Below are 8,613 nucleotides of genomic sequence, written 5' to 3'. Positions count from 1 at the left end.
GTGGGCATTACGTGCACCCCCACCATCGTTTTCTTCCCCTCTCACGGGAGGGGACGGGCCGGAGGGGCCGGTTGTGTGGACGTAAAGCGTCAGCAGTCCACACAACCGGCCCCGGAGGCCCGTCACCGCACCCACAAACCACCCAGCCCGCCGCAGGCGCCACGGCGAACAACACCCGCGGCGGGACAGACGGGTACGTGGGAGGCACTGCAAAGCGCAGCGGAACGTGGGAATACTGACCCCATGGGCCAACCGTCACGACGTGCGTTGTTGGGGACAGCCGGAGCGATCGGGGCAGGGGCGGCGCTCCGTGGGACCGGGTACGCCGCCACGGAGCGGGCGGCGACATGGGACACCGCCCCAGCGCGGACCGCGCTGGAGCGGTTGCTACCGGAGCACGCCGACCAGTTTCGGCTGGTTCCGCTGGCGTCCGCGGGCCGCGCCGACCGGTTCCGGGTGGACGGGACGGCCGGCCGGATCACCGTGGCGGGGACCTCGCCCGCCACACTCCTGACCGGCGTCCACTGGTACCTCAAATACACCTGCCGGGCCCATCTGTCCTGGGCCGGTGACCAGGTGGCGCTGCCCGCCAGGTTGCCCGCGCCCCGCTCCCCCCTGGAGCGGGGCAGCGTCGTGCCGCACCGGTTCGCGCTGAACGACACCCACGACGGGTACACCGCCCCGTACGCCGACTGGGCGCGCTGGGAGCGGCTGATCGACGTCCTGGCGCTCCACGGTGTGAACGAGGTGCTGGTCACGCCGGGTACCGAGGCCGTCTACCACCGGCTGCTGACCGGGTTCGGGTACTCCGACGCCGAGGCCCGCCGCTGGCTCCCGGCGCCCTCGCACCAGCCGTGGTGGCTGCTGCAGAACATGAGCGGGTACGGGGGCCCGATGAGCCCCGAACTGCTGGGCCGGCGGGCCGAGTTGGGGCGGCGGATCACCGGGCGGCTGCGGGAGCTGGGGATGCGGCCGGTGCTGCCCGGATACTTCGGCACCGTGCCGGACGGTTTCGCCGCCCGCAACCCCGGCGCCCGGACCGTCCCGCAGGGCACCTGGTCGGGGCTGAAGCGCCCCGACTGGCTGGATCCGCGGACCGGGGTCTTCACCGAGGCCGCCGCCGCCTTCTACCGGGAGCAGGAGCAACTGTTCGGATCTGCCGGGTACTTCAAGATGGATTTGTTGCACGAAGGCGGCGATCCCGGGGACGTACCGGTGGCGGAGGCGGCGCGGGCCGTCGAGCGGGCGCTGCGCACCGCGCACCCGGACGCCACCTGGGTGATCCTCGGCTGGCAGGACAACCCGCGCCGGGACCTGCTGGACGCCGTCGACCACGACCGGATGCTGATCGTGGACGGGCTCGGCGACCTGGACACGGTCACCGACCGGGAGCGGGACTGGGGCGGGGTGCCGTACGCCTTCGGGTCGATCCCCAACTTCGGCGGGCGCACCACGATCGGCGCGAAGACCCACATCTGGGCGGAGCGCTTCCCGGCCTGGCGGGACAAGCCGGGCAGCCGGCTGGTCGGGACCGCCTACATGCCGGAGGCCGCCGAGCGTGACCCGGCCGCCTTCGAGCTGTTCAGCGAACTGGCGTGGCGGGACCGGCCGGTGGACCGCGCGGCGTGGTTCGAGGGCTATGCCGCGTTCCGTTACGGCGCCCGTGACCCGCACGCCCGGGCCGCGTTCGCCGCGCTCCGCAGCAGTGCGTACGAGATCGCCAGCAAGGACGGCCGGCCGCACGACTCCGTGTTCGCCGCCCGGCCCAGCCTGGCGGCTCGTTCCGGGACCACTTACGCCACCCACACCCCGGCCTTCGACCCGGCCGCCTTCGACACCGCGTTCGCGGCGCTGCTCGCGGTCCGGCCCGCGCTGCGCGGCAGCGACGCCTACCGCCACGATCTGACCGACGCCGCCCGGCAGGCGCTGGCCAATCGCTCCTGGCAGTTGATCGGGCAGCTCCAGGAGGCCTACCGGCGCAAGGACCGGTCGGCGTTCCGGGCGCTGTCCGGGCTGTGGCTGCGGCTGATGCGGCTGAGCGACGAGGTCGCCGGCGCGCACCGGCACTTCCTGCTGGGGCCGTGGCTCGCGGACGCGAAGGCGAGGGCGTCCGGTCCCGAGGAGGAGGCCCAACTGGAGCATTCCGCACGGGCGTTGATCACCACCTGGGCGGACCGGGCCACCGCCGACGGCGGGTCGCTCGCCAACTACGCCAACCGCGACTGGCACGGCCTGATCGCCGAGGTCCACCTCCCGCAGTGGCAGGCGTATCTGGACGAACTGGCGGACGCGCTGGCCGCGGGCCGCCCGCCGAAGACGTTCGACTGGTACGCCCTGGAGGAGCCCTGGACCCGGGCGCGGACGAGCCATCCGCTGCGCCCCACCGCCGATCCGTACCGCACCGCCCGGCGGGTCCACGACGTCCTCGCCGCGGCCCCGTACCAGGGCACGCTCACGGTGGCCGCCGAGCCGGCCGCACTGCCTCCGGGCGGCCGTGCCACCCTGACCGCGGCGCTGCGCAACGAGAACGGCCTGCGGGCCACCGGCCGGGTCGACTTCGCGCTGACCGGGCTGCCGGCCACCGCCGACGGGCCGGTCACCCTGGCGTCCCTGCCACCCGGCGGCACCGGCCGGGCCCGCTGGCGGATCACCGCCCCGGCCGGCCCGGCGAAGGCGCCGCTGCAGCCCCTCCCCTACCGCCTCACCGCCGACTACGGTCCCAAGGGCGAGCCCCGGGTCCGCGCCACCCGGGACGGCACCCTCTTCGTCGCCGGGCCCCTGGACGCGGAGCTGCGGACGGTGACCACGAACGCGGCCGTCTTCGGACAGCTCGACGACCGCTTCGCGATCAATGGCTCCGGCGCGGATCTGTGGCGGTCCACCGCGGAGTTCGGCGCGGTGTACCGGCCGGGCGCCCTGGTGGCGGGCGGCGCGATGACGGTCGAGGTGACGAGCCAGGACCCGACCGCGCCCTGGGCCCGGGCCGGCCTGCTCGTCCGCAACCGCCTCGCCCCGTCCGGCCCGGACGCACCGGACGCCGCCCTGGGCTTCCTCAACCTCTCCGTCACCCCGGCCAACGGCGTCGTGCTGTCCTACGACGCCGACGGCGACGGCCGGCTGGACACCTACCGCCGGCTCACCGGCGTCACCGCACCCGTCCTGCTGCGGCTGACCCGCGGGCCGGACTCCGGACGCTCCGGTACGTACACCGGCGCCTGCTCCACCGACGGCGGCGCGACCTGGCGGGAGATCGCCACCGTGACCGTGCCCGGAGCGGCCGGCCGACAGGACGCCGGGCTGCACCAGACCGCCGCCAACTCCGGTTCCGGAGACCGCGGATCGGCCGCGTTCCGTCACTGGACCGTCACTGGAAGCACGCGCGGCCACCGCGTACGCTGACCCGGAACCGCACCACGAGCGAGGGGATCCCGGTATGAGTGCCGCAGCTGAGAAGGAGTGGCTCTACGCCCTCGACATCTCCGACGCCGTCTGGCAGCGCCCGCCCGGCGACGCCGAGGAAGCGGTGGAGATCGCCTTCCTGGAGCGCGGTGCGGTGGCCATGCGGAACTCCACCGAGCCCGACGTGGTGCTGCGCTACACCGAAGCGGAGTGGCGGGCGTTCGTACTGGGCGCGCGGGACGGCGAGTTCGACCTGGAGCGCTGAGCGCGGCCCTCCCCGGGGGCCGGCCGGCGGCCGCCCCCGGGCCCGGTCACCCGTCGGGGCGTCAGCCCGGTACCGGTGACCATCACAGGATTCACTCGTTTCACGGAACGTGAAGCAGCAGCAGCCCTCCCCCGCACGTCCGGACCGCACCCCCTCCGGCAGCCTCGCGGACATCGACGAGGTCATCGATGTCGAGCAGGCCGAGGCGGCGCTGGTCGAGCACTACCCCCGGCTGGTCCGGCTGGCCTATCTCGTCCTGCCGCCCGGCCGGAGCCGCAGCCGCCGGGTGCTGGCCGCCCACGGCGTGGTGCAGCGGGCCCTGCCGCGTCAGCGCAGCTCCACCCGGGCCCTGGGGCTGCCGGGCCGGCGCGCCGGTGCGGAAGCGGCGATCGACCCCGGCTACGCCTTCGTCCGGATGCGGGTGCTGCGCGCGGCGCTCGCCGCCGCCCGGCCGCGCCGTCGGCTGCCGGCCCCGCCGCCGCTCCTCCCCCAGGTGTGGGGGCTGCGGCTGTGCCCCCGGTCCGGCGGCGCCGATGAACTCGCCCTGGACCAGGCGCTGTCGGCGCTGTCCGGGCCCGGCCGGGCCGCGTTCGTGCTGCGTGATCTGGAGCGGCTGAGCCCGCCCGAGGCGCGCCGGGTGCTGGAGGCGGCCGGGGTGGCCGAGCCGCGGGAGGCCTGGGACGAGGCCGAGCGGGCCGCGACCCCGGCCGGCAGCCGGGACCGCTCGCTGCTGGAGTCGCCGGAGTTCGACCCGTGCGCGCTGCGGGCCCGGCCGACGGATCTGATCCGGCGGCGCCAGCACGGCCGGGCGGTGCTGGCGGCGGGTGCCGCGGTGCTGGTGTGCGGGGCGCTGCTGGGGCTGCCGGGCGACGGCTGGGGCCCGGACGGCGCGGCCGCCCCGCCGTACGCCCGGAACGCCGCGTCCGAAGCCGCCCTGGATCCGGGCAAGTTGACGGTCACCTCGGCCACGGCCTGGAAGACCGCGGCCCGCCAGGACTTCGCGGCCTGGCCGGCCCGCGGGGACCGGGTCCACGACAAGGCCCTGCTGCGCCGTGCGCTGGCCGTATGGGCGCGTCCCGGCTCGGGCGTGCAGCTGTCGGCCACGACCGGCACCCCGACCGGTCCCGCGGCGGGCCCGCCGCAGCTGCTCTTCGCGGGTGTGGTGGACCACGCGGTGGTGGTGCTCCTCCACGACGGTCTGCGGATGGTCCGGTACGCCGAGGCGGCGGACGGCGAGGGCCAGGGCGAGGGCACCGGCGCGGCGCTGGACTTCGCCCGTACGGACGGCGCCGCGGCCGACACGGCGAGCGCCGTGGTGGTGGGCCGCACCCAGGGCAACGTCCGTTATCTGACCGCTCCGTGGGTGAAGGGGAAGGCCGCGCTGGTCGATCTGACCAAGCCGGACGCGGCCGCCCAGCCGGTTCCCGTCGGGGCGGACGGGCTGACCGGCCCGGTCCCGGTGCCCCGCCCCGACCAGAAGTGCACGAGCTGGCCGGCCCTGCGGCTCGGCGGCCACCTCCTGACCGACCTCGGCGAGCTGACCCCGGCCCGGCTGACGTACGGCAGGCCGCGCAGGCCGGGTGAGGTGTCCGCCCCGGAGGCCAGGAGGGCCTGGGCGCGGACGGCCTGCGAGCTCGCCGCGGTCCGCGGTCAGGGCGTCCGCAACGTCAACGCCTGGGAGTTCGCCCGGCAGCCGCTGCCCGGCGGCGCGGGCAGTGCGGCCTGGTTGTGCACCCGCGCGGAGACCTGGCGGGGTGCGGGCAGCCGGACGCTGGCCCAGGTCCAGACCCCGGCGCCGAACGGGCAGCCGTACGCCCCCGGCGCGGTGACCGCCCGGGCGGAGGGCGGTACGGCCTGCGGTCCGCGGTCGCCGCGGGCGCTGGCCGGGGTGCTGTGGAAGGCACCGGCCGGCCAGTGGTGGCTGCTGGCGGCCGGCAGCGACCAGGTCAGGTCGATCACCGCGTCCGGTGCGGTGCACGGTACGGCGCCCGGCCGGTTCCTGACGCTGCCGGCGAAGGCGGGCGACAACGCGGAGCTGTCCGGCCGGCTGGCCGGCGGCAGGAAGGTCGACGCGGTGGGCTGACGGGAGGAGCGCCGGATTTTCGTCATGCGAGGGGTATCGACAACTCCTTACCCGCCAGTACATTGACGCCATGTCTAACAAGGCCTCGTTGCGGCCCCAGCCGGTCGCGTCCGAGCACACCCCGCTGAAGGCCCGCAACGTCGCCTTCGACTGGGCGGACACCCCGTTGCACTGGATCCCCGGCGACCCCGCCAGCACCCATACGATCGATGTGCTGCACCTGCTGCTGCCGGCCGGCGAGCGCTGGTTCGTGCACGTCTACAAACAGGCGCTGCCGTACGTCCGCGATGCCCGACTCCGCGCGGACGTCATCGGGTTCATCGGCCAGGAGGCGATGCACTCCCAGGCGCACGACGAGGTGCTGCCGCACCTCAAGGACCAGGGGCTGGACCCGACCCCGTACACCGCGCAGGTGGACTGGCTGTTCGAGAAGCTGCTCGGGGACCGCACGCTGCCACCGGGCCGGGCCCGCCGGTGGTGGCTGCTGGAGCGGATCGCCCTGATCGCCGCCATCGAGCACTACACCGCGTTCCTGGGCGACTGGGTGCTCAACGCCGGGGCGCTGGACGCCAGGGGCGCCGATCCGACCATGCTCGACCTGCTGCGCTGGCACGGCGCCGAGGAGGTCGAGCACCGGTCCGTCGCCTTCGACCTGTTCGTGCACCTCGACGGCGGCTACCGGCGCCGGGTCCGCACCTGGGCCACGGCCTTCGGCGCCCTGGCCTTCCTGTGGCAGCGCGGCATCCGCTTCTTCATGGAGAACGACCCCACACTGGCGGACGGCCGGGCCACGTTCCGGGAGTTCCTCCGCGGCGGGCGCGACGGCGTACTGCCGACCGCGGGCGCCTTGGCCCGCTCCATCCCGCAGTACTTGAGCCGCAGTTACCACCCCTCCCAGCACGGCGACACCGCCCAGGCCGTGGCCTATCTCGCCGGCTCCCCCGCCGCCACCGCGGCCGAGGCCGGCACGACCGGAGGTGCCTGAGATGCCGCGCATCGGGACGGTCGTCGCGGTGGGCGCGGCGGCCCTGGTAGTCCGGCGGGCGCTGCGCCGCCGCGTGCAGGCGTCGCCGCTGTGGCCGCTGCCGGCCCTGGACGAGCCGATATCCGGCCGCGGCCGGGCCGGCGGGCGCGCCGACGCGCGACGGCTGACGGTCGTGGAGCGGACGACGGAGGCCGAGGGAGTGCTCCGCCTCCGCCTGGAGGGCACCGATCTGCCCGCCTGGGAACCGGGCGCGCATGTGGACCTCGTCCTGCCCTCGGGGGCGGTCCGCCAGTACTCGCTGTGCGGTGATCCCGCGGCACGGGGTTCGTACACCCTCGCCGTCCGGCTCGTCGAGGACGGCCGGGGCGGCTCGCGCGAGGTCCACGAGCGGCTGCACGAGGGCACGGAGGTGGAGGTCCGCGGCCCCCGCAACCGCTTCCCGCTCGCCGACAGTCACGCCCACGTCTTCATCGCGGGCGGCATCGGCATCACCCCGATCCTGCCGATGGTCCGGCAGGCCGAACGGGAGGGGGTGCCGTGGCGGCTGCTGTACGGCGGGCGGTCCCGGGCCTCGATGCCGTTCCTGGCGGAGATCGAGAAGCTGGCGGGGGCCGGGGCGGACCGGGTGACGGTGGTCGCCGAGGACGAGGACGGCCGGCCGGACCTGGCCGCGCTGCTCGCCGGTGCGCCACCGCACGCGGCGGTCCACTGCTGCGGCCCGCAGCCCCTGATGGACGCGGTCGCCGCGCTGCTGCCGGACGGCCTCACCCTGCACACCGAGCGGTTCGCCCCGGCGGCTCCCGCGCCGGCCGGTGAGGAGCGGCCGTTCGAGGTGGAGCTGCGGCGCACCGGCCGCACGGTCACGGTGCCCGCGGGCACCAGCGTCCTGCGGGCGCTCCGCGAGCAGGCGCTGCCGGACCTCCCGTACTCCTGTGAGCAGGGGTTCTGCGGCACCTGCCAGCAGCGGGTGCTGGCCGGCGAGGTGGACCACCGCGACGAGCTGCTGACGGACGCCGAGCGGGACGACTCGCTGCTGATCTGCGTCTCGCGGGCCCGGGGCGGCGCACGACTGGTGCTGGATCTGTGATTCCGCGCCGCGCCCCGGGTCGTTAGGGTGGTCCGCATGACGACCGGGGCGCGGCGCAGGATGGGCGTCGAGGAGCGGCGCGATCAGCTGATCGCGGTCGCCCTCGGCCTGTTCAGCCACCGTGCGCCCGAGGACGTGTCGATCGACGAGATCGCCGAGGCGGCCGGGATCTCGCGGCCGCTGGTCTACCACTACTTCCCGGGCAAGCAGCAGCTGTACGAGGCCGCGCTGCGGCGCGCCGCCGAGGAGCTGACCGCCCGCTTCGTGGAACCGCACGAAGGGCCGCTCGGCGCCCGTCTGCTGCGCGTCATGGAGCGCTTCTTCGACTTCGTGGACGAGCACGGCCCCGGCTTCTCCGCGCTGATGCGCGGCGGCCCGGCGATCGGCTCGACCCGTACCAGCGCCCTGATCGACGGCGTCCGCCAGGCCGCGTACGAGCAGATCCTCGCCCACCTCGCCCTCACCGACCCGCCGCCGCGGCTGGAGTTGGTGGTGCGCTCGTGGATCTCCCTGGCCGAGACCACCGCCCTGCTCTGGCTGGACGGCCGCCGGGTCCCCCGCGCCGAGCTGGAACGCCAGCTGGTCCATGATTTCGCCGCGCTGGCGGCGGTGAGCGCGGCGTACGACGACCGGATGGCCGGGATCGTCCGCCGCATCCTGGCGGACGAACCGGCGGACGGGATGTTCGCGGACCTGGTGGGCCGCTTGATGGCGCTGCCGCAGCCGGTATAGGCGGGCGCCCGTGGGGGTGGTGGCCGTGCGGCCGTCCCCCTGGGGCTCGGGGGACGGCCGCC

General features: G+C 75.3%; 6 protein-coding genes. All 6 read left to right on the top strand.

Annotation, left to right across the window (positions count from 1 at the left end; all coding sequences use genetic code 11):
• The first annotated feature begins 243 nt into the window (after positions 1-243).
• The 6 genes from V2J85_RS39045 to V2J85_RS39020 all read left to right on the top strand — a co-directional run bounded on the left by V2J85_RS39045 (position 244) and on the right by V2J85_RS39020 (position 8,551).
• On the top strand, positions 244-3,399 hold the full coding sequence (locus V2J85_RS39045) for an alpha-N-acetylglucosaminidase (RefSeq protein ID WP_330824230.1): 3,156 nt from the start codon (positions 244-246) through the stop codon (positions 3,397-3,399).
• Between the two features lie 34 nt (positions 3,400-3,433).
• Positions 3,434-3,664, top strand: coding sequence for a DUF397 domain-containing protein (locus V2J85_RS39040; protein WP_261951895.1), 231 nt, complete (start codon positions 3,434-3,436; stop codon positions 3,662-3,664).
• Between the two features lie 109 nt (positions 3,665-3,773).
• Positions 3,774-5,747 carry a hypothetical protein gene (locus tag V2J85_RS39035; protein ID WP_330824229.1) on the top strand — a complete coding sequence of 658 codons (1,974 nt, stop codon included), beginning with the start codon at positions 3,774-3,776 and terminating at the stop codon, positions 5,745-5,747.
• A gap of 70 nt (positions 5,748-5,817) precedes the next feature.
• Positions 5,818-6,732 (top strand): metal-dependent hydrolase, encoded by a 915-nt coding sequence (locus V2J85_RS39030; protein WP_330824228.1) that lies wholly within the window; start codon positions 5,818-5,820, stop codon positions 6,730-6,732.
• A 1-nt stretch (position 6,733) separates the two neighbouring features.
• A complete protein-coding gene (locus V2J85_RS39025) occupies positions 6,734-7,819 on the top strand; it encodes a PDR/VanB family oxidoreductase (RefSeq protein WP_261951892.1) in 1,086 nt (361 codons plus the stop codon).
• 36 nt (positions 7,820-7,855) lie between these two features.
• A complete protein-coding gene (locus V2J85_RS39020) occupies positions 7,856-8,551 on the top strand; it encodes a TetR/AcrR family transcriptional regulator (protein WP_261951891.1) in 696 nt (231 codons plus the stop codon).
• The last annotated feature ends 62 nt before the right edge of the window (positions 8,552-8,613 follow it).

The organism is Streptomyces bugieae, assembly GCF_036352915.1.
Taxonomy (GTDB): Bacteria; Actinomycetota; Actinomycetes; order Streptomycetales; family Streptomycetaceae; genus Streptomyces; species Streptomyces endophytica.
The sequence above is the reverse complement of the archived record's forward strand: the minus strand, read 5'-3'. Positions and strand labels throughout refer to the sequence as shown.

Coding starts and splice junctions, on each gene's coding strand:
- V2J85_RS39045 (WP_330824230.1), top strand. CDS start 244: ATGGGCCAACCGTCACGACGTGCGTTGTTGGGGACAGCCGGAGCGATC.
- V2J85_RS39040 (WP_261951895.1), top strand. CDS start 3,434: ATGAGTGCCGCAGCTGAGAAGGAGTGGCTCTACGCCCTCGACATCTCC.
- V2J85_RS39030 (WP_330824228.1), top strand. CDS start 5,818: ATGTCTAACAAGGCCTCGTTGCGGCCCCAGCCGGTCGCGTCCGAGCAC.
- V2J85_RS39025 (WP_261951892.1), top strand. CDS start 6,734: ATGCCGCGCATCGGGACGGTCGTCGCGGTGGGCGCGGCGGCCCTGGTA.
- V2J85_RS39020 (WP_261951891.1), top strand. CDS start 7,856: ATGACGACCGGGGCGCGGCGCAGGATGGGCGTCGAGGAGCGGCGCGAT.